This is a genomic window from Rhodoferax sp., assembly GCF_028714215.1.
GTDB lineage: Bacteria > Pseudomonadota > Gammaproteobacteria > Burkholderiales > Burkholderiaceae_C > Rhodoferax.
Map to the genome: position 1 here is coordinate 112,626 of NZ_JAQTMS010000007.1, position 20,422 is coordinate 133,047.

The following is a 20,422-nucleotide window of genomic DNA, read 5'->3' on the forward strand; positions in this document are numbered from 1 at the left end:
AAGGGGGCAATCCGCTACGGACAAGTTCTAAGTCTGAGAATCAGAACCCTTGGCTCCGCGCAGCAAGGTCAGCGCCAGCAGCGCCGAGGCCACCATCAAAAATAGACTCACGGCGTTGAGCACCGGTGTTGCCCCCTCGCGCATGCGGCCGTACATCATGACCGTCAGCGGCGCATCCGAGCCGACCAGCATCAAGGTGGTGTTGAAGTTTTCGAACGACATCAGGAAAGAGATCGCGGCGGCGCCGATCAGGGCCGGTTGCAGGTAGGGCAGGGTGATGGTGGTGAAGACGGCGGCGCGCGAGGCACCCAGGTTGTAGGCGGCGTCTTCCAGCGTGGCGTCGAAGCGCTTCAGGCGCGCCGTGATGGTGAGCGTGGCGATCGACACGATGTAGGAGAACTGGCCCAGCACCACCAGGGGTAGGCCGGGGCGCAGAAACTCCAGTTCCAGGCCCCACAAGTCGTCCGCCAGGTTGGCAATGCGGCTGGCGAAGGCCAGGATCGAGATGCCCAGAATCACGCCCGGGATCACCAGCGGCGCCAGCATCAGGAGCGACAGCGCCTGCTTGCCGCGAAACTGCGTGCGCTCGATCAGGAAAGCGTTGGCGGTACCCACCAGCACCGACAAGACCGTGACCCAGCAGGCCACGACGACGCTGGTCCACAGACTGCCCAGCATCGCTCTGTCGGCAAACAGGCCACGCCGCCCCGAGCCGGCAGCGCCCAGAAACCAGTCCAGCGTGAAACCGCGCCAGGGCGGTGCCGGGTAGGGCGCATCGTTGAAGGCAAACACCGCCACGATGACCAGCGGCAGAAACAGGAAGGCGAAAAACAGCACGGCGTAGACCACGGTGCTGACGCGCAACCAGGCCGGGCGGGGCAGGGAAGGGATCATGATTGCTGCATCACTTCGCCAAATTTCTGACCGCTTAAGCGCAAGCCCAGCCAGACGATGGCCGTCGACAGGCCTAGCAGCAAAAAGCCGAAGGCGGCGCCCTGTTCCCAGTTGAAGCGGGTGATGAACTGGGTGTAGATCTGCTCGGTGAACCATTGCGAGTTCTTGCCGCCCAACAGGGTCGGCGTCAGGTAATTGCCCAGGGTCAGCATGAAGACCACGATGCAGCCGGCCACGATGCCGGGGGCGGCGTGCGGGATCACAATTCTCCGCAGGATGTCCCAGCCGTTGCCGCCCAGGTCGTAGGCGGCCTCGATCAATGAGTCGTCCAGGCTCTCCAGGGCGCCGATCAGCGGCACCACCATGAACAGCATGGAGGTGTAGACCAGTCCCACCAGAATGGTGGCGTCGTGGTACAGCATCTCCACCGGCGCCGGTGTCAGCCCCAGCCAGACCAGCAGTGCCGGCAACACGCCCGACTCGCGCAGCAGAATCATCCAGCCCAGCGTACGCACCGTTTCGCTGACCCAGAACGGAATCAGGCACAGCACGAACATCATGGATTTGCTGCGACCGCGGGCCAGTTTGGCAATCGTCCAGGCGATCGGGAAAGCCATCAGCAGTGTGATCACGGTGGCCAGAATCGATATCAGCGCGGTGCGTACAAAGGTATGCCAGTACAGCGGCTCTTGAATGAAGGTCTGGTACTGGGTCAGACTGGCCTCATAAACACGAGGCGCGACGCGAGCCCGCAGCGACAGGATGCCCAGCTCCACGTGCGGCAGCAGGATCAGGCTGACCAGCCACAACAGGGCCGGCGCCAATAGCAGCATCAATATCAAGCGCGCCTGCGCCTTGCCGCCGTCAGGGTTTTGAGTTGCCATGGTCGACCGAGAAACAGACCGCCCGTTGTGGATCAAAGCCGAAAACCACCGCTTCGCCGACCACCAGATCAGACAGGTGACCGGTTTGCGGCAAGGCAATGCGGAATTCCGTCTGCGAGCCGGTCTCGCGCACCAGCACCGCCGAGTTGGCGCCGTCGAACAGCAGGTTCTCGATGCGGGCGCCGTAGTGAGGTACACCGGCATCGGAAAACACTGTGGCGCTGCGCGCGACGCTGGCCACTTCGGGCCGCACAAAAGCGGTTACGCTGTCGCCCGCCTGGACCTTGCCAATGGCACGCGCCGACAGCACCAGACCTTCGGCGCTGGTGAGCGTCACGAGGCCGGCATTGACCTGCGTGGCGCGACCCTTGATGGGGTTGTTGGCACCGACAAAACCGGCCACGAACGGCGTTTGCGGTTCGTAGTAAAGCTGCTGCGGCGTGCCCACTTGTTCGAAGCGTCCCTGGTTCATCACCGCTACATGGTCGGACAGCACCAGGGCTTCCGACTGATCGTGGGTGATGTAAACAAAAGTGGTGCCGAAGGCGGCCTGCAATTGCTTGAGCTCGATTTTCATGTGCTCGCGCAATTTCAGATCAAGTGCGCCCAAAGGCTCATCCAGCAACAGCAGCGTGGGCTCCAGCACCAGACTGCGGGCGATCGCCACGCGCTGCTTTTGCCCGCCCGAGAGTTGATCCACGCGCTTGAGCTGAGCGCCCGACATGCTCACGCGATCGAGCATTTCGCCCACGCGGCGCGTGATCTCGGTCCGCGGCACACCGCGCCTGGTCAAACCGTAGGCCACGTTGTCGCCCACCGACATCATGGGAAAGAGCGCCAGATGCTGAAACACCATGTTCACCGGGCGCCGGTTCGGCGGCACGCCATGCATGTCCTTGCCACCAATGCGAATGTCACCCGAATCCGGGCTTGAAAAGCCCGCGATCATGCGCAACAGCGTGGTCTTGCCACAGCCCGAGGGCCCCAGGATGGAGAAGAAACTGCCTCGCTCAACAGCAAACGACAGATCCTCTACCGCGACAAAATCACCAAAGCGCTTGCCCAGATGCAGGGCTTCAAGGTCAGGCTGCGCCACCCCGGATCCAGAGGGGGGCGCAGCAGGGTTTGAACTCAAATCGCAAACCGTTTCAGTTCGCCGCCTTGATGCGGTCCAGCACGCGGCCTTCGATGTCCTCGATGCCAGCCGGCACGGCGGGGTACCACTTCACGTTCTTCAAAGCGGCTTCCGGGAAGCTGGCGGCAAACTGGGCTTTCAGCTTGGCATCGGCCAACTGGTCGGCGCCCTTGGAGGCGGTGAAGTTGCCGGCCGAGGCACCGACCTTGGCGGCAATTTCAGGCCGCATGTTGAAGTTGATCCAGGCGTAAGCGGCGGCATCGTTCTTGCCCTTGGCCGGAATGGCAAAGGTGTCGATCCAGCCGAGGGCGCCGGACTTGGGAGCGATGAACTGGATTTCCGCTTTTTCGTTGTTCAGCTTCCAGCCACCCGTATCCCACATCATGGCGCCGACGATCTCGCCGGTGCGCATGCCGTTGAGCAACTGGTCCTTGTTGTCCCAGAAGAATTTGAGGTTGCCCTTGCAGGCGATCATGGTCTTGCCGACTTCGTCCATCAAGGCGGTGTAGGCCTTGGGATTGCCGTACAAGGCAAACGGGTCCTTGCCGGCAGCGAAGGCAAACGCCAGCAGGGTCGGGCGTTTCAGGCGGACTGCCGTCTTGCCCTTGACATCGGCGCGGCACAGATCCGGGTAGTCGCCCATTTTGGTCAGCTTGGTGTTGACCACCAGGCCATCGGTGCCCCAGATGTGCGGCAGGCCATAGACCTTGCCGGAGAGCGTGGTGTTTTTCTTGGTCGCTTCCAGCATCGAGGGGATGAACAACTCGGCTTTGAGCTTGCTCAGGTCCATCGGTTTGTAAATGCCGAACTCCTGTTGCGGGCCGGTGATGCGGTCCTGCGACGGCTGGGCCAGATCGAAGCCGGCGCCGCCGGTGGCGCGCAGCTTGGAGATCATCTCTTCGTTGTTGGACAGCGTCAGCTCGACCTTGTAGCCGCTTTCCTTCTCGAACTGGGCCACCACGTCAGCCGGGGCGTAGTCGGCCCAGGTCAGCAGGCGAAATGTTTTTTCCTGTGCCGTGGCGGTGCCGGCAAGGCCGAGCGCCAGAACGCTGGCGGCAATGAGGGTGTGATGAGCTTTCATGCGATTTTCCTTGGATTTTTTGTGACAGGTTGAAGCTGAACGCGCAAGGGCCAAGCAAGGCCCCAAAGCCGGCGAAGGATATCGCAGGCAAATGACATTTTGATGTCAATCCGATGACCAGGATATGGTATTTTCCCTGTATGACCATTTGGATCGACAGCCATTGCCACCTTGATGCCCCGGAGTTTGCGCCGGACGGGGCAGCGGTGCGCTCGCGCGCCAGCGCCAACGGGGTGATGCTGTGTGTTCTACCGGCGGTTAACGTGGCCAGTTTTGATGCGGTGCGGCGCCTGGCACATGCCGGCGGCGACAGCTACGCGCTGGGCATTCATCCGCTCTATGTTGCGCAGGCGCAAGACAGCGACCTGGCGCAGCTTGATGAACAGTTGCGCCAATACCGCGGCGACCCCCGGCTGGTGGCGGTGGGCGAAATCGGACTCGACTTCTTTGTGCCAGAGCTGTGCGCCAGCCCGCTGCGCGAGCGTCAGGAATACTTTTACCTGGAACAGTTGAAGCTGGCGCGCCGGCATGAACTGCCGGTGCTACTGCACGTGCGGCGCTCGGCCGACCGTCTGCTGGGGGGCTTGCGCGCCGTGGCGCCGGGACAAACCTGGTTGGGCATTGCGCATGCCTTCAACGGCAGCGCCAGCCAGGCCAATGCCTTCATCGGGCTGGGCTTGAAGCTTGGCTTTGGCGGCGCCCTCACGTTCGAGCGGGCCTTGCAACTGCGCCGGCTGGCCGCCACCCTGCCGCTGGAAGCGATTGTGCTGGAGACCGATGCGCCCGACATGCCGCCGCACTGGCTGTACCGGACCGCCCAGCAGCGCGCCGCCGGAGAGCCGCAGGGTCGCAACGAGCCGGGCGAGTTGCCGCGCATAGGGGCCCAACTGGCGGCCTTGCGCGGTATCACGGCGACCGAGCTGGCCCAGGCCACCACGCGCAATGCGCTGGCGGCGCTGCCGCGCCTGGCGGTTAATCCCTTGTTCCAACAGGGTTGACTATGATCTGCGGACCGAAGTGTTTGAGTCGCCCGCCCCCATGACCCGTTTTTGCCGCCTGTTTCCGAACGCCTTGCCGCGCGCGCTGCGCTGGCTGCCGGCGCTGCCGCTGGCGGCCGTCTTGCTGATCAGTTGCGGCGGTGGTTCGGCCGCCGGCAGCGCCAACGGTACGCCGTCAACACCAACGCCAACACCGACGCCTACCCCAACACCCACCTTGACCCTGAGTTTGCCGGGCCGCGCCATCGGTGCCAAGGAACTGGCCGTGATCGTGGCCGCCGGCGATCCGCTGTCGGAGGCGATCGCCAGCTATTACCAGACGGCGCGCGGCATTCCGGCGGCCAACATCATCCGGGTCAAGCTGAGCACCGGGGTCGACACCATTTCGGCCGCCGACTTCGCGCTGCTGAAGGCTGAACTGGACGCCAAGCTGCCCGGCACGGTGCAGGCGACGCTGCTGACCTGGACGGCGCCGTCGCGCGTCGCCGGCAGTTGCGCGATGAGCATCACCAGTGCCTTGGCGCTGGGTTTTGACACCAGGTATTGCGCCACAAGCTGTGCTGCCACGACAGCCTCACCCTACTACGATTCCGAATCGGCACAGCCCTGGCAAGACCACGGCATGCGCCCCTCCATGATGCTGGGCGCCAGCACGCTGGAGGCCGCCAAGGCCTTGATCGACCGGGGTCTGCGCGCCGACGCCAGCCTGCCCGCCGGCGATGGCTTTTTGCTGCGCACCAGCGACGCCGCACGCAGCGTGCGCTATCTCGATTACCCGGCGCTGCCGGCCCTGTGGTCCGGCAATTCAGGTGTCCAGCTGAGCTATATCGACAACTCGGCCGGCGCCGCCAGCGACAGCCTGAGCGGCAAGTCCAATGTGTTGTTCTATTTCACCGGCCTGGCCACTGTGCCGGGTCTGGCCGGCAACAGCTTCCGGCCCGGCGCGATTGGCGACAGCCTGACTTCGTGGGGTGGCTATTTGCCCAGCGGCAATGGTCAGATGCCGATCACCGCCTGGCTCGATGCCGGCGCCACGGCCAGCTATGGCACGGTGGAGGAGCCGTGCAATTACCCGCAGAAATTTTCCCGCGCCTCGGTGCTGATCGACCAGTACTACCGCGGTGCAACGCTGATCGAGGCCTACTGGAAAGCGGTTCAATGGCCGGGCCAGGGATTGTTCGTCGGCGAACCGCTGGCCCAGCCGTTCCGCGACACTCCGAGCTTCACCATCGACAGCGGCCAATACCTGATCGGCAGCCGGGCCTTGCGCGCCAACGCCAGCTATGCGCTGCAGTACCGCGTTGGAAGCGCCGGCAACTGGATCACGCTGGCCAGTTTCCAGCTGGCCCGGGCCCAGGCGCAAAGCTGGCGCGTGCCCTTGCCGCCGACCGATGCCACGCAACTGCGCTGGCTGGGGCCTTGTCCGGCCAATGCCAGCCAGCAGTGCACGCTGAGTTCCTCGAGTTGATTACGGCTGGTCCTGCAGCGGCGCCGGACGCCATTTCGCCAGCCGGTTCTCGACCCGGGTCATGGCGTATTCGGCCGCCAAGGCCACCACCATGATGATGACGATGGCGGCGTACATGCCGGCCGCGTCGAACGAGCCCTTGGCCACATTGATCAGCAATCCGATGCCATAACGGGCACCGACAAATTCGCCGACGATGGCGCCGACGATGGCAAAGCCAAAGCTGACATGCAGGGAGGCAAAGATCCAGCTCATGGCCGACGGTATCACCACCGAGCGCGTCAGTTGCCAGCCCTTGGCACCCAGGATCTGGGCATTCGCCAGCAGATTGCGGTCGGCCTCGACCACGCCCTGGAAGGCGTTGGAGAAAACGACGAAGAACACCATGACGAAAGACAGCGCCACCTTGGAGGTCAGGCCCAGGCCGAAGATCATGATGAAAATGGGCGCCAGCACAACCCGTGGAATCGAGTTGATGACCTTGATGTAAATCGAAAACACATCGGCCAGCATGCGGTTGCGCCCCAGGGCGATGCCGGCGATGATGCCGGCGATCGAGCCCGAGAAGAAACCCAGCAGGGACTCTTCCATGGTGACCCACAGGTGGAACCACAGCGGACCCTCCGAAGTACCCTCGACCACCCATTCGCGCAGGCGCAGCACGATGGCCCACGGGCTGGAGAAGAAGAACGGGTCGATCAGCTTGAAGCGTACCGCGAGTTCCCAGCCGCCCAGGAAGACGACCAGAATGAAATAGCGCCAGAAATAGACGGCAAATTTGCGTTTGCGCGCCGCCACCGCGGCCGCGGCCTCGATCTCGGCGTCGGAGGTGCCCGGCTGAAAAATGGCGCCGCTGGAAAGTGTTGCATCAGTCATATCAGTCTCGTTCCTCAGGCCACCATGGCTTCTTCACGTGCGGCACCGCGCAGCACCTCGTCGCGCAAGTCTTCCCAGATGGTGCGCGAGATGTCGATAAAGGCCTTGTCGTAGCGGATTTCGCTGACGATCCGGGGGCGCGGTATGGCCACCGGATAGACCGACTTGACGGTGGCCGGCCCGGAGGTCAGCACGTAGACCTTGTCGGCCAGGGCAATCGCCTCCTCCAGGTCGTGCGTGACGAAGACCACCGACGCCTTGGACTGCGACCACAGCTTGAGCAGTTCCTCGTGCATCAGGACGCGGGTCTGCACGTCCAGCGCGGAAAACGGTTCGTCCATCAACAGGATCTGCGGCTCGTTGATGAAGGTCTGGGCCAGCGACACGCGCTTGCGCATGCCGCCCGACAGTTGGTGCGGAAACTTGGTCGCATGTTCCGAAAGATTGACCCGCGCCAGCCATTCGCGCGCCTTGGCATAGGCCTGTTCCTGCGCAATGCCGCGAAACAGCGGGCCGGTGACCACGTTGTCGATCACGCTGCGCCAGGGAAACAAGGCGTCGGTCTGAAACACAAAACCGATGCGCGGGTCGATGCCGTTCACCGGCGCGCCCATCACCCGAACCTCGCCGGCCGAGGGCTTGGCCAGGCCGGTGACCAGGTTCAGGGTGGTGGATTTACCGCAACCGGTGGGACCCACCACGGCGACGAACTCGCCGCGTGCCACGCTCATGTTGAAGTCGCGCAGGGCGGTCATGGATTTGCCGTCCGGCGTGAGAAAACGGCGACTGACGTTGATCAGTTCAATGGCCGGGCTGTCGTTCTGAAGGGGCATGGCGGTGCTTGGCTTATTTGGCGTTCTTGACGAACTCGGTGGTGTAGGTTTTCGACAGGTCGACGGTTTTCCCCTTGACGTTCTTGGAGAAGGCGGCCAGCACCGAGAGCACGGTTTCGGGTCCGCCGGCCGGCATCACGCCGTCGGGCGTGAACATGGCCTTGCCGTCGGCCAGCGCCTTGGTGTAGCTGTCCTTGTCACCGGCGTAAAAATCCTTGGGCATCTTGTCGGCGATTTCGGCCGCGCTGTGCGTGTTGATGAATTTCAGCGTCTTGACGAAAGCGTTGGCCAGTTTTTGCACCGTCGGTTTGTTCTTCTCGACCCAGTCGGTGGACATGTACAGGGACGCCGCCGGGTAGGTGCCGCCCAGCGCCGCCTTGGTTTTTTCAACCGTGCGCATGTCGACCAGAACACGTGCTTCATTGGTCTTGAGCAGGCGCGAGATGGTCGGTTCGGTGGTCATGCCGGCCTGGATCTTGTCCTGCGTCATGGCGGCGATGAAAGTGGTGCCGGCACCGACCGGGATGGTGCTGAATTCGCCCAGCGGAACACCGGACTTGACCATCAGGTATTGCGACAGGAAGTTGGTGGAAGATCCCAGGCCCGTGACGCCCAGGCTCTTGCCGCGCAGGTCGGCCATGGATTTGATTTGCGGGTGCTTGTTGGAAACCAGTTCCACTTCGCCGGGTGCCTGGCTGAACTGCACCACCGACTGGACATATTTGCCCTTGGTCTGCAAATCGACGCAGTGGTCGTAGAAGCCGACCACGCCTTGCACCGCGCCGGCCAGCATTTCATTTTCGGCATCGACGCCGGAGGCTTCGTTGAGCAGCTCGACCTCCAGCCCCTCGGCCTTGAAGTAGCCCAGACTCTCGGTCAATTTGGCGGGCAGGTAAATCTGCTTTTCGTAGCCGCCGACAATGATGGTGACCTTGTCGGCCGCCAGTGCGCTGGCGCTGGCAAAGAGCACGGCGGCAAGGCCTAGGGCCTGCAACAGTCGGTTCGGTTTGATACTGGATTTCATGGCATCTCCTGGGTTGGTTTGTGCGCTGACGATAATCGCTGGCGGCTTTCAGTCTGCTTTCAGTTTCCCTGAACCTAGGGAAAGTACTGATGGGCGCGTCAGCTTATGATCTGGCATCCCTCTGAAATAACCCTAGCGAGCAGCGTGCAATGCGGATCCTGGTCGTCGAAGACAACGCCGAATTGGCGCAATGGCTGGCACGCACCTTGCGCAAGGAACAGTACACCGTCGACTGCCTGGACAACGGTGCCGATGCCGACTTTGCGCTGCGCTCGGAAAAATACAACCTGGTGATTCTCGACCTGGCGCTGCCCCGGATGGACGGCAAGGAGGTTTTGCGCCGCCTGCGCGCCCGTCACGACAGCACGCCGGTGCTGGTGCTGACGGCCAACAACACGGTGCAGAGCCGCGTCAGCGAACTCGATGGCGGGGCTGACGATTACATGGCCAAGCCGTTCGAGATCGACGAACTGGAGGCGCGCATCCGGGTCCTGTTGCGGCGCTCCGCCGGCCAGGCGGCTCCCCTGACGACCTGCGGCGACCTGAGCTACAACATGAACACGCGCGAATTCCAGATCGCCGGGCAAGCCCTTGCGCTGACGCCGCGCGAGCGTGCCGTGCTGGAGGTGTTGCTGCGCAAGGCCGGCAGCAGCGTCACCAAACAGGAGCTGGCCCAAAGCCTGTTTTCGCTCGACGAGGACGTCTCCACCGACGCCATCGAAATCTATGTGCACCGGGTGCGCAAGAAGCTCGAACCCAGCTCCGCCAGGATCATGACCTTGCGGGGTCTGGGTTACCTGCTGCGCCCGGCTGGCAATGAATAGCAGCCTGCGGCGCCAGCTGCTGGCCTGGGTTTTGTTGCCGTTGGCCAGCGCCGTTGCGGTGGATGCCTGGCTGACCTACAACAGCTCGGTCGATACCGCCACCGTGGTGCAGGACCGGCTGCTGCTCGGTTCGGCCCGCATGATCGCCCAGCAGATCAGCTACGAGGACGGCACCTTCCAGCACCACATACCGCCCGCCGCGCTGGAGCTGTTCCAGTCCGAGCAGCCGGACCGGATTTTCTACCGCGTTACCACCGGCGCCGGGCAATTGCTGTCGGGCTATACCGATCTGCCCTTGCCAAAACTGAATATGCCGGCTGACTCGCCCTATTTCTTCGGCACCACGATGCGCGGCGAGACGGTGCGGGTGGTGGCCTTTTTCCAACCCGTGATCGGCAACCCGTCGGCTTTGCCGGTGGTCGTTGAAGTGGCCCAAACCACCCATGCCCACGCGCAGCTGAGCTCCGGATTGTGGTTGCATGCGCTGGCCCAGCAGTTGCTGATACTGGCGTTGGCGACGATCTTCATCCTGTTCGGTTTGAAACGCGGCCTGCAGCCGCTGATCCGGCTGCGCAACGATGTCCGCTCGCGCCAGGAAGGTTCGCTGGAAAAGCTGCGCACCGACGGCATTCCGGCGGAACTGACGCCGCTGCTGGAATCCTTCAACGACTACATCCAGCGGCTGGAAAATCACACCAATCTGCGCAGCACTTTCATCCAGAATGCGGCGCACCAGTTGCGCACGCCGCTGACCGTATTGAACACCCAGATCAGTGACGCCCAGCGCGCGCCCAGCCAGGCCGAGGCCGAGCGGCCACTGCTCGCCGCGCGTAGGACGCTGCAGCAAACGACGCGACTGGTGAACCAGTTTTTGACACTTTCCTCGGCTGAGGCCTACGTCGCCGTCACCACGCCGGCGGCGACCCAGGCGTGTTGCGACAGCGTGCAAAAAGTGCTGGAGGATCTGGCTTTTGCGGCCCATCAGAAGAACATCGATCTGGGCTTCGAGCGCAGTGGCGCGGATACCGTGGTTTCACTCGATCCGGCGGCGTTGCGGGAAATTGCCGTCAACCTGGTTGACAACGCCATTCGGTACACGCCGGCCGCTGGCGTGGTGACGGTGCGGGTGCGCTCGACAGAGGGAAAACTTTCGCTGGAAGTCGAAGACAACGGACCGGGTGTGCCGCCGCAGAGCCGCGACAAGATCTTCCAACGTTTCCACCGTCTGGGTACCGGCGAGGCCAGCGGCAGCGGTCTGGGACTGGCGATCGTCAAGGAACTGGTGTCCCAATGCGGCGCCACGGTGCGAGTGGCAGAGCCCGAGCATGGTGGCAGCGGTCTGCTGGTGGTGATCGATTTTTTTGCCTCCCGTCGCAGCAGCCCGCAAAGCAGCTAGTAGTTTGGCTGGAATTGGCCCGTCAATAGCCCGTTGATCGCGAGATCGAACTCGACGCAGGCCCCTAGAATCGTAAGAGGATCAACGATCCCAACCAACTCTTCTTCAGTTCAATGCCTTCAATTCAGGGCCCACGCCATGCCAAAATCAAAACTGCTGGACTACCTCAACCTTCTCGACAAAGATGCCGTGGCGCGTGAAGCGTTTGCCAAAGATCCCCAAGCTGCGATGACGGCGTATGGTTTGGATGCTGCGGAACAGCAGGCTTTGCTGTCGGGCAACCAAGCTGACATCGCCAAGCTGGTGGGCGTTGATGTCGCTGCGCTTCCGTTACCTCAAATAGGGCAGACCGATTACAAGCCCAATTGAGCAATTGGGAGAAACGCAGCGACTGTGATCGTGCTAGGCCGTTGCGTTAGAACCATTGCGTTCGTCGCCCTGGGGCTGGCTTGCTCCTTGGGCGCAGGGGCGGCCGATCCCTCCTCGGTCGATGCTTTGCTTGCCGAGATTTCGACCTATCTTTTCTCGACGCCGGAAAAGGCGGTCGCACCACTCGAAAAGCTGCAGGCGTTGCAGTCAAGCTTCACCCCGGTTCAAAACGAAAGATACCAGCTCTACTACGCGTCTTCGCTGGGCTTTAGGGGAAGACACGAGGAACGCATTAGCTTGGTGCAGTCGTTTCTGCCCCAGGTGAAAACACCAGCCCGGCGTGCGCGGTTTCTTTACGAACTGATCGATGGCAGCACGGTTCTGGGCAGATACGAAGCGGCCCTGCTGGCCATGAACCAGTCGATTCTCTTGCTGCCCAGACTGGAAAGCGCAGGAGAGAAAATGAACGTATTGCAAAGTGCGCTTGCTTTGTCGAGCTCATTGCATGCCTACGACGAGGCGCTGGATTTTGCCGAGCGCCTGTACTCCCTGAGTGGAGACACAGTCGGTTCCTACGCAGCCTGCGTTGGCTTGACCGACAAAGTTGAGCTGAATTTCATGCGCGGGGATCGCCAACAGGCTCGCTCCCTGGTGCCAGATGCCATCCTTGCCTGCGACGCCAACAAGAATCAATTTTTTACCCTGCTCGTCAAGACCCTTGTCGCGATTGATTTGATCGACTCAGAAAAATATGCAACCGGGATCGCATCCGGCCTGCCCCTGCTGCGCCAATTTTCGGTACTGAGCCAGAGTTCGGATTACGTAACACAACTCGAGGAAGCGCTGGCCCGCGCCTACCTGAAAACCGGAAATGTGGAGCAAGCGGAACACTACGGTTTTCAAGCCTACCAACGTGCGCAGTCGGGGAAGGTTCTTTTGTTGCAGGAAAAGACCAGTGAAACCATGGCGGCCATCCAACGCGCCCAAGGCCAACTGGTCAAGGCCATGGGCTATTACGACATCAATCTGGCCCTGAAAAAGAAGGTCCTGGACGATCAATTGCAGAAGAACCTGGCCTACCAAAGAGTCAAGTTTGAAACCCAGGACAAGGCCAACCAGATGGCCTTGTTGGAACAAAAAAACAAAAACCTGAACATTGAAAAGGAACTGCAACAAGGCAGGAATCAGAACCTGATCCTGTTGATGACCTTGAGCTTGGTGGTATTGACTCTGCTCGGTGTCTGGCTCGCCAAGACGCTGCGGCAAAGAAATATCTTCCGCCAGTCCGCCCAGGTGGATGGACTGACGCAGGTGAGCAATCGGGCGCACTTTGTGGCGTCTGCGCGGCAGGTGTTCAGGAGCGCCAAGACTGGCGTCAGTCTTGTGCTGCTGGACATGGATTTTTTCAAAAAAATCAACGACACCTATGGCCACGCCACCGGGGACTGGGTGCTGAGGGCGGTGTGCGATGCCGTCAAGACCCAACTGCGCAAGACCGACCTGCTGGGGCGCCTGGGAGGCGAGGAATTTGCCTTGTGTCTGCCGCTGTTCACGCCCGAAGAAGCAAAAGCCATGGCGGAACGTTGCCGTGCCGCCATTGCCGCCATTGACACCGGTCCCAGCGGCTTCAGTTTTGAGATTACCGCCAGCTTGGGTATCGCCTCACGCGACATCAACGGACCTCTCAACTTTGAGGAGACGCTGGCGGCAGCGGACAAGGCCTTGTATTTCTCAAAAAACGAGGGACGCAACCGCGTCACGGTCTATCAACATTCGGGGGCATAGCTTGGCGCTGGCACACACACGAAAAGGCAAATTGATCTGCGTCGGCACCGGCATGCGCATGGCCGGGCAGGTGACACCGCTGGCGCAAAGCTATATCGAGACGGCGGACGTGGTGATCGGCGCCGTGCCCAATCTCTTTACGCGCAACTGGCTGCAACAGATTGCCAGGGAATACATCTGCGTGCTGGGCTATTACAGCGATTGCGATGTGGACGGCAAGAATCGCCGCGATACCTACAGGCGCATGGCCGACACCATTCTGGAGCAGGTGCGCGCCGGCAAAACCGTTTGCGCCGCATTCTACGGGCACCCCGGCATTTTTGCCTGCATCTCGCACATGGCGATTGCCGACGCGCGCGCCGAAGGCTTTAGCGCCGAGATGTTGCCAGGCATCTCGGCGGAAGATTGCCTGGTCGCCGATCTGGGCCTGGACCCGGGCCGCACCGGCACGCAGTCCATGGAAACCACGCAGTTCATGATCTTTGAGCGCCGGATCGATCCGACCGCGCTGCTGATTTTGTGGCAACCGTTTCTGGCGGGTGAACTGACCCTCAAGCGCTTTGACACCACGGCGGCCAGGCTACAGGTGCTGGTGGACAAGCTGGCACGCGACTACCCGCTGGAGCACCCGGTGATCTTGTACGAAGCGGCCACCCATCCGCTGGAAAAGACGCGCATGGATACGATTTTGCTGAAAGATCTGCCGAGCGCTTCCTTGCAAGGTACTACCACGTTGGTCATCCCCGCCGCCTACCCATTGAAACTGGATCAGGCGATCGTGGACCAACTCAATGCGCTACCCGAGGCGCCCGCCGCAGCAGCCCGTAAGCCAGCCCTTTTCTGAAATGATGACATGCCAAACCCCGTTCGGCATGGCGGGTGGATCAGGCTGGAGGGGCACTCAGCTCCGCGGCTGTCCCCCGACCTTCGGTCTCCGCCTTTATGCCGCTGCGCTGAGAGCCCCACCAACCTGATCTTTCAAGCAGGGTTGGTGTGCGACCGGCGCAAACCACCAACGTTCGTCGCCGAGGGCGCTGTAGTGGGTGGCGCAGCGTGGACTTGGGGTTTTGCCAAATAAAGGGGGAGGCCGCAGGCCGGCGGACATTCGCGGAGCCGCCCACTGCGGCGCCCTCGACCCACACACACGCGTGTGCCATGGTTCCTGACTTGCGGGAGCCATCTGCATCAGGCAGGCTCGGCCAGAACGGTGTTGTGAATTTCGGAAGCCAATCGTTGACTCCGAAGCGGCCAGCGCCACGCAGCGCCGAAGTCGGCAAAACCAGTCTAAATGATCAAAAATTTTGGTAACATCCAACAAATTGTAAATTTTTGTTCATTCCGGTTTTCCCCCTGACCTGGTAAGCAAGTTGATGGCGACATTTCCCGGCAACCCGTCGATGGCCCAGCGCATTGCGCGCGTGCTGCCAACGCTGACGCGCTCGCAGCGGCGCATGGCCGACTATGTGCTGGCCCGGCCGTTGCAGGCGGCCACCATGCCGATTGACGAACTGGCCGCCACCCTGGGGGTTTCGGTGGCAACCGCCAACCGGTTTGCACGGGCCCTCGAATTCGACGGTTATCCGCAGTTCCGGGCGGCCCTGGTATTGGGTTTTGAAGCCACGCTGGCGCCGGTCGAAAAGCTGCGCAGCCAGCTCGAACACCCGGCCACGGCGGCCGATGTTTTCGCCGCCGCACTGGCCGAAGTCCAGCGCAATATCGAGGCGACGCGCCAGGCCCTCGATGGCCACAGTTGCGAGCAGGCGGTGGACCTGATCCTGAAGGCCAAGCGCATTTACATCGCCGGCTTTGGCAGCAGCAGCTGGCTGGGCGGGCTGTTGCAACGCTGCCTGGACCTGTATTGCAGAAACGTTCAATTGCTGGCCAGCATGGAAGGCTCGTCATACGGCGCGCGCATTCTTTCCGGCGCGCAGCCGAGCGATCTGCTGATCGCCATTGCCTACCCACGCTACATCAACGACACGGTCTTGCTGGCGCGCCGCGCGCGCGACGCTGGCGTGCCGGTGCTGGCCTTGACGGATCGCGTGACGTCGCCGCTGGCACCGCTGGCGACGGTCTCGCTTTACGCGCACGCCGACAGTCAGTATTTCGCCAATTCGGAGACCAGTGTGCTGGCGCTGATCGAAGCCTTGTGCAGCGCGGTGGCGCACCGCGCGAAGGGTTCGCTGAAGGCGGCCACCGAGTTGGCCGAGGCGGTCTTGCCATGGCTGCACGGCGACCATGGCGGGCGCTTGCGCGTCAGCCCCGAGGCCGCGGCGCCGCTGCCGCGCAAGCGGCCAAGCGTCGCCAAATCGTCAAAGGCCGGCCAATGATCTCAACACCCCCTGTGCCCTTGATTGCCATCCACGGCGGCGCCGGCACCATCAGCCGCGCCAGCATCGGCACCGAGCAGAAGGCCGCTTACCAGGCCGCCCTGAAGGACGTGCTGCTGGCCGCGCAGCAACTGCTGGCCGCTGGCGGCAGCGCGCTCGATGCGGTCAGCCTGGCGGTCGATCTGCTGGAGGATTGCCCGCTCTTCAATGCCGGGCATGGCGCCGTCTTCACGCACGACGAAACCCACGAGCTTGACGCCGCCGTGATGGACGGCGCCACCTTGCGCGCCGGCGCCGTGGCTTGCGTCAGCCGGGTGCGCCGGCCCTTGCGCGCGGCCCGCGCCGTGATGGAGCGCAGCGAGCACGTGCTGCTGGTGGCGGCGGGTGCCGAAGCCTTCGCCCAGGCCTGCGGACTGGAACTGGTTGATCCGGCCTACTTCTCCACCGAGGCGCGGCGCGCGCAATTGCAGCGCGCACGCTCCAGTGACGCAACGCTGCTGGACCACGACGCCGCGGCGCTGGTGTTCCGCCCCTCGGCGGCCGGTGCGCCACCGCTGGACGAGGGCAGCAAACTGGGCACCGTCGGCGCGGTCGCGCTGGATGTCCACGGCAACCTGGCGGCAGCCACCTCGACCGGTGGCATGACCAACAAGCGGCCGGGCCGGGTCGGCGACACGCCCCTGATCGGTGCCGGCACCTATGCCGACAACCGCACCGCCGCGGTTTCCTGCACCGGTAGCGGCGAGATGTTCATGCGCGTCGTCGCGGCCTACGATGTCTGCGCGCGCATGGCCTACGCCGGCCAGTCGCTGGCTGCCGCGGCGCAGGAAGTCGTGATGCAGGTGCTGCCGGCGATCGGCGGCCGCGGCGGTCTGATTGCCGTCGACGCGCTGGGCAACCTGAGTCTGCCTTTCAATACCGAAGGCATGTACCGCGGCTTTGCCCGCGTTGGTGAAGCGCCGCAGACGGCCATCTTCCGCTGACCGGCCCCGCTCCCGGCCCAGTCCCCATCACTTAGCCAACAACAGCGCAGCGCCATGCAATCCACCCTGGTCGAAGCACCTCAAGCCAGCGCCCTGCACCTGTGCGAGAACCGGGTGCTGGCGGCCACCGATCTGTCGGTGCGCTTCACCACGTCCGAACGCACGGTCGATGCGGTGCGCCAGCTCTCTTTTCATGTCGATCGCGGCGAGACCCTGGCCATCGTCGGTGAATCGGGCTCCGGCAAATCGGTCACCGCGCTGGCCTTGATGCGCCTGGTCGAGCATGGGGGCGGCCGCATCGTCGATGGCCGCCTGCTGTTTCGGCGCCGCAACGGCCAACTGCTGGACCTGACGCAGGCGCGCGACCAAACCATGCGCAGCATCCGCGGTGCCGACATCGCGATGATTTTTCAGGAACCGATGACTTCCCTGAATCCGGTATTCACCGCCGGCGACCAGATCGCCGAGTCGATCCGGGAACACCAGGGCAAGAGCGCGGCGGCGGCCCGCGCCGAGGCGCTGCGCATGCTGGAGCTGGTGCGCATTCCGGAAGCCCGCAACGTGCTGGGCAGCTACCCGCATCAGCTCTCGGGCGGGATGCGCCAGCGCGTCATGATTGCCATGGCGTTGTCGTGCAAACCCTCGCTGCTGATTGCCGACGAGCCGACCACTGCGCTGGACGTCACCATTCAGGCCCAGATCCTGCAATTGATACGCGCGCTGCAGGACGAGATGCAGATGGGGGTGATCTTCATCACGCATGACATGGGCGTCGTCGCCGAAGTGGCCGATCGCGTGCTGGTCATGTACCGCGGCGACAAGGTGGAAGAGGGCGCGTCGGAAGAAGTCTTCAGCCAGCCGCGGCACCGCTATACCCGAGCCCTGCTGGCCGCCGTGCCGCGACTGGGCGCCATGCAGGGCATAGCGCTGCCGCTGAAGTTCGAACTGTTGCGCAGCGAAGAGGCCGACGCGGCAGCGCCCGAACCGGCGCAGCCGCAGGACACCGTCCGCTCGGACAGCGCGCCGATTCTGCGGGTGCGCGATCTGGTGACGCGTTTCGACGTGCGCAGCGGCCTGTTCGGGCGGGTCAAGCGCCGCGTCCATGCGGTGGAGCAAGTCAGCTTCGACCTGCGCCCCGGCGAGACGCTGGCACTGGTCGGCGAGTCGGGTTGCGGCAAGTCCACCACTGGGCGCTCGCTGCTGCGCTTGGTCGAGAGCCAGAGCGGCGTGATCGAGTTCGGCGGGCAAAACATCCGCGATCTGGCAAGCAGCACCTTGCAAGGCCTGCGGCGCAACATCCAGTTCATTTTTCAGGACCCGTTCGCCTCGCTGGACCCGCGTCTGACGGTCGGTTTTTCGATCATGGAGCCGCTGCTGGTGCACCGCATCGCCAAGGGCCGGCAAGCGCAGGAACGGGTCGACTGGCTGCTGGAAAAAGTCGGTCTGCCAGCCGAGCACGCGCAGCGCTATCCGCATGAGTTCTCGGGCGGGCAACGCCAGCGCATCGCGATTGCGCGCGCCCTGGCGCTCAGCCCCAAGGTGGTGATCGCCGACGAGTCGGTGTCGGCGCTGGATGTCTCGATTCAGGCCCAGATCATCAACCTGATGCTGGACCTGCAGCGCGAACTGGGCATCGCCTTTCTGTTCATTTCGCACGACATGGCGGTGGTGGAGCGCATCAGTCACCGGGTGGCCGTCATGTACCTGGGCCAGATCGTCGAGATCGGCCCGCGCCGCGCCATTTTCGAAAACCCCCAGCACGCCTATACGCGCCGGCTGATGGCGGCCGTGCCGGTGGCCGATCCGGCGCGCCGGCACCTGCGCCGCACGCTGCTGGAAGGCGAGATTCCGAGCCCGATCCGCGCCGTCGGCGACGAGCCCGTGGTGGCGCCCCTGCAGCAGGTTGCGCCGGGCCACTATGTAGCCCGCCACAGTGTCGGCGGCCTCTATTGACAGCAATGTGTTTTCCCTTCTTTTCAACCCAGGAGCTATTTGTATGAAACATCCTCTTGCCCCTCTGGCCGCCGCGCTTGCGCTGACGGCTACTTTTGCCGCGCCGGCGTTCGCCGCCAAGGACGTGGTGGTGGCCGTCGCCTCGACCTTCACCACCATGGACCCCTACGATGCCAACGACACCTTGTCGCAAGCCGTCGTGAAGTCGTTTTACCAGGGCTTGTACGGCTTCGACCGCGAGATGAAGATGGTGCCGGTGCTGGCCGAAAGCCATCAGGTCAGCAAGGACGGCCTGGTCTACACCATGAAACTCAAGCGCGGCGTCAAGTTCCATGACGGTACCGACTTCAACGCCGAAGCGGTGAAGGTCAACTTCGACCGCGTGACCAACCCCGACAACAAGCTCAAGCGCTACAACCTGTACAAGAACATCGCCAAGACCGAGGTGGTGGACCCCTACACCGTGCGCTTCACCCTGAAAGAGTCGTTCTCGCCCTTCATCAACTCGCTGGCGCATCCGTCGGCGGTGATGATTTCGCCGACCGCCTTGCAGAAGCTGGGCAAGGGCATCGCGCAGAACCCGGTGGGCACCGGCGCGTTCAAGTTCGTCGAATGGAAGCAGAGCGACTACCTGAAGGTCGAGAAGTTTGCCGGCTACTGGCGCAAGGGCTACCCCAAGGTCGACTCCATCACCTGGCGCCCGGTGGTCGACAACAACACGCGCAGCGCCATCATGCAGACCGGCGAGGCGCACTTCACGTTCCCGGTGCCCTACGAGCAGGCCGAGGTGCTGAAAACCAAGCCCGGCATCGAGTTGACGGCGGCACCCTCCATCGTGCACCGCTACCTGTCGATGAACACGCTCCAAAAACCTTTCGACAACCCCAAGGTGCGCGCGGCCATCAACTACGCGATCAACAAGGAGGCCCTGATCAAGGTCGCTTTCTCGGGCTACGCGATTCCGGCCGAAGGCGTGCTGCCCAAGGGCGTCGAATACGCGGTCAAGCTCGGTCCCTGGCCCTACGATCCGGCCAAGGCGCGTGAACTGCTGAAGGAAGCCGGTTACCCGAATGGTTTCGAGAGCACGTTGTGGTCGGCCTACAACCACACGACGGCGCAGAAGGTGATCCAGTTCCTGCAGCAGCAACTGGGCCAGGTCGGCATCAAGGTGCAGGTGCAGGCGCTGGAAGCCGGCCAGCGCGTGGAGAAGGTCGAGAGCGCGCAGGATGCGGCCACGGCGCCGGTGCGCATGTATTACGTCGGCTGGTCGTCCTCGACCGGTGAGGCCGATTGGGCGATGCGCCCGCTGCTGGCATCGGAGTCGTTCCCGCCGCGCATGTTCAATACCGCCTACTACAAGAACGAGGCGGTCGACGCCGACATCGCCAAGGCGCTCAACACCACCAGCGCGGCGGAAAAGACCAAGCTCTACACCGATGCCCAGCAGCGCATCTGGAAAGACGCGCCCTGGGCCTTCCTGGCGACCGAGCAACTGCTGTCGGCGCGCAGCAAGAGCATGAACGGCTTCTACGTGATGCCCGATGCGTCGTTCAACTTCGACGAGATCGAACTCAAGTAAGCAACCCGGC

General features: G+C 63.0%; 18 protein-coding genes. 11 read left to right on the plus strand and 7 right to left on the minus strand.

Annotated features, from left to right (window positions below; all coding sequences use genetic code 11):
• Positions 1-27: 27 nt before the first annotated feature.
• From PHS32_RS05310 to PHS32_RS05325, 4 genes are read right to left on the minus strand one after another with little or no spacing between them, the layout of a single operon-like run.
• Positions 28-894, minus strand: a complete 867-nt coding sequence (locus PHS32_RS05310) for an ABC transporter permease subunit (RefSeq protein WP_301077825.1) — start codon at positions 892-894, stop codon at positions 28-30.
• Complete coding sequence (locus PHS32_RS05315; protein WP_301077826.1) at positions 891-1,778, minus strand: ABC transporter permease; 888 nt, start codon at positions 1,776-1,778, stop codon at positions 891-893. Before PHS32_RS05315 ends, PHS32_RS05310 begins: the two co-directional genes overlap by 4 nt.
• Positions 1,759-2,874, minus strand: a complete 1,116-nt coding sequence (locus PHS32_RS05320) for an ABC transporter ATP-binding protein (protein WP_301077827.1) — start codon at positions 2,872-2,874, stop codon at positions 1,759-1,761. Before PHS32_RS05320 ends, PHS32_RS05315 begins: the two co-directional genes overlap by 20 nt.
• A gap of 52 nt (positions 2,875-2,926) precedes the next feature.
• Complete coding sequence (locus PHS32_RS05325) at positions 2,927-3,994, minus strand: extracellular solute-binding protein (protein WP_301077828.1); 1,068 nt, start codon at positions 3,992-3,994, stop codon at positions 2,927-2,929.
• A 140-nt stretch (positions 3,995-4,134) separates the two neighbouring features.
• Between PHS32_RS05325 and PHS32_RS05330 the strand changes: the two genes are divergently transcribed.
• Both PHS32_RS05330 and PHS32_RS05335 read left to right on the plus strand, forming a co-directional pair.
• Positions 4,135-4,992 carry a TatD family hydrolase gene (locus tag PHS32_RS05330; RefSeq protein ID WP_301077830.1) on the plus strand — a complete coding sequence of 286 codons (858 nt, stop codon included), beginning with the start codon at positions 4,135-4,137 and terminating at the stop codon, positions 4,990-4,992.
• Between the two features lie 40 nt (positions 4,993-5,032).
• Positions 5,033-6,460 (plus strand): TIGR03790 family protein, encoded by a 1,428-nt coding sequence (locus PHS32_RS05335; protein ID WP_301077831.1) that lies wholly within the window; start codon positions 5,033-5,035, stop codon positions 6,458-6,460.
• On the opposite strand, the gene PHS32_RS05340 is transcribed toward PHS32_RS05335, so the two are convergent.
• From PHS32_RS05340 to PHS32_RS05350, 3 genes are read right to left on the minus strand one after another with little or no spacing between them, the layout of a single operon-like run.
• Positions 6,461-7,336, minus strand: a complete 876-nt coding sequence (locus PHS32_RS05340; RefSeq protein ID WP_301077832.1) for an ABC transporter permease — start codon at positions 7,334-7,336, stop codon at positions 6,461-6,463.
• 14 nt (positions 7,337-7,350) lie between these two features.
• Positions 7,351-8,169 carry an ABC transporter ATP-binding protein gene (locus PHS32_RS05345; RefSeq protein WP_301077833.1) on the minus strand — a complete coding sequence of 273 codons (819 nt, stop codon included), beginning with the start codon at positions 8,167-8,169 and terminating at the stop codon, positions 7,351-7,353.
• Positions 8,170-8,182: 13 nt separating this feature from the next.
• Positions 8,183-9,193 (minus strand): ABC transporter substrate-binding protein, encoded by a 1,011-nt coding sequence (locus tag PHS32_RS05350; RefSeq protein WP_301077834.1) that lies wholly within the window; start codon positions 9,191-9,193, stop codon positions 8,183-8,185.
• 149 nt (positions 9,194-9,342) lie between these two features.
• On the opposite strand from PHS32_RS05350, the gene PHS32_RS05355 reads away from it, so the two are divergent.
• From PHS32_RS05355 to gsiB, 9 genes are all read left to right on the plus strand, one after another.
• Positions 9,343-10,017: a response regulator gene (locus PHS32_RS05355; RefSeq protein WP_301077835.1), complete on the plus strand. Its 675-nt coding sequence runs from the start codon at positions 9,343-9,345 to the stop codon at positions 10,015-10,017.
• Positions 10,010-11,413, plus strand: coding sequence for a sensor histidine kinase (locus PHS32_RS05360; RefSeq protein ID WP_301077836.1), 1,404 nt, complete (start codon positions 10,010-10,012; stop codon positions 11,411-11,413). Before PHS32_RS05355 ends, PHS32_RS05360 begins: the two co-directional genes overlap by 8 nt.
• Before the next feature lie 138 nt (positions 11,414-11,551).
• Entirely contained in the window at positions 11,552-11,782 is a 231-nt protein-coding gene (locus tag PHS32_RS05365) for a hypothetical protein (protein ID WP_301077837.1), read from the plus strand.
• Positions 11,783-11,806: 24 nt separating this feature from the next.
• Positions 11,807-13,567, plus strand: coding sequence for a GGDEF domain-containing protein (locus PHS32_RS05370; RefSeq protein ID WP_301077838.1), 1,761 nt, complete (start codon positions 11,807-11,809; stop codon positions 13,565-13,567).
• Position 13,568: 1 nt separating this feature from the next.
• Positions 13,569-14,411 (plus strand): SAM-dependent methyltransferase, encoded by an 843-nt coding sequence (locus PHS32_RS05375; RefSeq protein ID WP_301077839.1) that lies wholly within the window; start codon positions 13,569-13,571, stop codon positions 14,409-14,411.
• Between the two features lie 526 nt (positions 14,412-14,937).
• Positions 14,938-15,897 carry a MurR/RpiR family transcriptional regulator gene (locus PHS32_RS05380; protein ID WP_301077840.1) on the plus strand — a complete coding sequence of 320 codons (960 nt, stop codon included), beginning with the start codon at positions 14,938-14,940 and terminating at the stop codon, positions 15,895-15,897.
• Positions 15,894-16,880: an isoaspartyl peptidase/L-asparaginase family protein gene (locus PHS32_RS05385; protein WP_301077841.1), complete on the plus strand. Its 987-nt coding sequence runs from the start codon at positions 15,894-15,896 to the stop codon at positions 16,878-16,880. The genes PHS32_RS05380 and PHS32_RS05385 overlap by 4 nt, the downstream gene beginning before the upstream one ends.
• Before the next feature lie 54 nt (positions 16,881-16,934).
• Positions 16,935-18,833 (plus strand): dipeptide ABC transporter ATP-binding protein, encoded by a 1,899-nt coding sequence (locus tag PHS32_RS05390; protein WP_301077842.1) that lies wholly within the window; start codon positions 16,935-16,937, stop codon positions 18,831-18,833.
• A 43-nt stretch (positions 18,834-18,876) separates the two neighbouring features.
• Positions 18,877-20,412 carry a glutathione ABC transporter substrate-binding protein GsiB gene (gsiB, locus tag PHS32_RS05395; RefSeq protein WP_301077844.1) on the plus strand — a complete coding sequence of 512 codons (1,536 nt, stop codon included), beginning with the start codon at positions 18,877-18,879 and terminating at the stop codon, positions 20,410-20,412.
• Positions 20,413-20,422: the final 10 nt, after the last annotated feature.

What these genes read in the sequence shown, in the direction of transcription:
- PHS32_RS05310 (WP_301077825.1), bottom strand. Translation starts at nt 894, where the DNA reads ATGATCCCTTCCCTGCCCCGCCCGGCCTGGTTGCGCGTCAGCACCGTG.
- PHS32_RS05315 (WP_301077826.1), bottom strand. Translation starts at nt 1,778, where the DNA reads ATGGCAACTCAAAACCCTGACGGCGGCAAGGCGCAGGCGCGCTTGATA.
- PHS32_RS05325 (WP_301077828.1), bottom strand. Translation starts at nt 3,994, where the DNA reads ATGAAAGCTCATCACACCCTCATTGCCGCCAGCGTTCTGGCGCTCGGC.
- PHS32_RS05330 (WP_301077830.1), top strand. Translation starts at nt 4,135, where the DNA reads ATGACCATTTGGATCGACAGCCATTGCCACCTTGATGCCCCGGAGTTT.
- PHS32_RS05335 (WP_301077831.1), top strand. Translation starts at nt 5,033, where the DNA reads ATGACCCGTTTTTGCCGCCTGTTTCCGAACGCCTTGCCGCGCGCGCTG.
- PHS32_RS05340 (WP_301077832.1), bottom strand. Translation starts at nt 7,336, where the DNA reads ATGACTGATGCAACACTTTCCAGCGGCGCCATTTTTCAGCCGGGCACC.
- PHS32_RS05345 (WP_301077833.1), bottom strand. Translation starts at nt 8,169, where the DNA reads ATGCCCCTTCAGAACGACAGCCCGGCCATTGAACTGATCAACGTCAGT.
- PHS32_RS05350 (WP_301077834.1), bottom strand. Translation starts at nt 9,193, where the DNA reads ATGAAATCCAGTATCAAACCGAACCGACTGTTGCAGGCCCTAGGCCTT.
- PHS32_RS05355 (WP_301077835.1), top strand. Translation starts at nt 9,343, where the DNA reads ATGCGGATCCTGGTCGTCGAAGACAACGCCGAATTGGCGCAATGGCTG.
- PHS32_RS05360 (WP_301077836.1), top strand. Translation starts at nt 10,010, where the DNA reads ATGAATAGCAGCCTGCGGCGCCAGCTGCTGGCCTGGGTTTTGTTGCCG.
- PHS32_RS05365 (WP_301077837.1), top strand. Translation starts at nt 11,552, where the DNA reads ATGCCAAAATCAAAACTGCTGGACTACCTCAACCTTCTCGACAAAGAT.
- PHS32_RS05380 (WP_301077840.1), top strand. Translation starts at nt 14,938, where the DNA reads ATGGCGACATTTCCCGGCAACCCGTCGATGGCCCAGCGCATTGCGCGC.
- PHS32_RS05385 (WP_301077841.1), top strand. Translation starts at nt 15,894, where the DNA reads ATGATCTCAACACCCCCTGTGCCCTTGATTGCCATCCACGGCGGCGCC.
- PHS32_RS05390 (WP_301077842.1), top strand. Translation starts at nt 16,935, where the DNA reads ATGCAATCCACCCTGGTCGAAGCACCTCAAGCCAGCGCCCTGCACCTG.
- gsiB (WP_301077844.1), top strand. Translation starts at nt 18,877, where the DNA reads ATGAAACATCCTCTTGCCCCTCTGGCCGCCGCGCTTGCGCTGACGGCT.